At 73.4% G+C, this 1,291-nt stretch carries 3 protein-coding genes; all 3 read left to right on the top strand.

What is annotated here, in order from left to right; genetic code table 11:
• Window positions 1-115: 115 nt before the first annotated feature.
• Window positions 116-625 carry a hypothetical protein gene (locus FREUN1FDRAFT_RS39115; protein ID WP_006545993.1) on the top strand — a complete coding sequence of 170 codons (510 nt, stop codon included), beginning with the start codon at window positions 116-118 and terminating at the stop codon, window positions 623-625.
• The gene (locus FREUN1FDRAFT_RS39110) at window positions 618-968 is read left to right on the top strand and encodes a hypothetical protein (RefSeq protein WP_006545992.1); all 351 of its coding nucleotides are present in this window, start codon (window positions 618-620) and stop codon (window positions 966-968) included. The genes FREUN1FDRAFT_RS39115 and FREUN1FDRAFT_RS39110 overlap by 8 nt, the downstream gene beginning before the upstream one ends.
• A gap of 117 nt (window positions 969-1,085) precedes the next feature.
• On the top strand, window positions 1,086-1,291 hold a 206-nt coding region (locus FREUN1FDRAFT_RS39105), incomplete at its 3' end, for a hypothetical protein (RefSeq protein WP_006545991.1).

Raw genomic sequence — 1,291 nt, 5'->3', positions numbered from 1 at the left:
GGCTCCACAGCGGCGCCTGGGCGCAGCAGATCCGCCTGCAGGTGCCCGTGCCCGGGTTCGACATGACGCTGTGGTGCTACGAGCGGATCGCTAACCCGCACCTGCTGGCGTCGGCGTGACGCGGCCCGGGCCCGTCGTGGAGCAGGTGCCGGCTGCCGGCGGGCCCGGGCTGCTGCCGTATCCGTTCAGCGGTGCGCAGTTCCGGCACGCGATGGAGCGGCGTCTGGCGGCCGTGGTCTGGAGCGGGGAGGCGCCGCTGCAGGCGGCCGTGGTCGGGACGATGCGCGGTGCTCTGCAGATCGCACTGACGTCGATCGCAGACCGGGAGCTCGGCGATGCGAGGTTCGCGCTGCGCCAGGTGCTCGTGGCCGAGACCATCGGTCACGGCTACGACCTGGTCGGTTACGCCCGACCGGACCGCACCGGCGCCGCGCTGGCGTACCGGATAGTCGCCGTGGCGCTGGCGGGGGCCGCGGACCTCGCTGGCGCCGAGCTCGCCCGGCGAGATGTCGCCACGGCCCGGGCGCGGATCGCCGGGGCGCTCGAGCGCTGTGCGCAGGTCCTCGACCCGCTGGTCACCTCGGCCCTGGTCGTGATCCCGGGCGGGGTGGTGGCGCATGCCTGACGAGGTGCTCCCCCTGCGCGAGCTCGAGCTGCTCGACGAGGACGCCCGCCGACAGCTGCGGGACCGGCGCGCGTTCTGGTGGCGCACGGGCGCGTCGACGCGGTCGAAGACCTGTGACGCCGACGGGACACCGCTGCTGTGGGCGCTGACCGAGGAGCCGCACCGGGCGGTGTGGATGCCGCTGGATGCCACCCCGGTACCAGACGGGTCGGTCGGGATCTACCGCGACGGCGGCGCCCGCATCGCCCAGGTGAACCCACCGTCCGACCTGCCCGGCGGCCGGTGGCAGCCGCACTTCGCGACCTGCACGGATCCGGATCGGTACCGGCGGCCGCGGACCTGAGACCCCGGCCCAGTCGAGGCCGGTGACACCACATAGCACGGAGAGGGAGGGGCGCGCGGTGAGCGCTGTGGAGGGGGCCGGCTCGCCCGGCTGGATCGTGTTCGTGGCTGGTGGGCGGTGAGCGTCCCGCTGCGCGTCTCCGTCAAGCTGCCCGAGACCGCTGAGGTGAACGGCCTGCTGGAGATGCTGTCGCGGTTCAAGCGGGCGGACCAGCATTCGTCGGTCCTGGCGATCGTGCGTCTTGACGTGGTCCGGCTGGTGACCCGCACCGAGGACAAACTGATCGTGCCCACGATCGAGATCAAGGAGGCCGAGCCCGAGGG

Origin of the sequence: Parafrankia sp. EUN1f (assembly GCF_000177675.1) — a bacterium.
Classification (GTDB): domain Bacteria; phylum Actinomycetota; class Actinomycetes; order Frankiales; family Frankiaceae; genus Parafrankia.
Note: the sequence above shows the minus strand (reverse complement) of the source record. Positions and strands in the feature narration are given on the sequence as shown.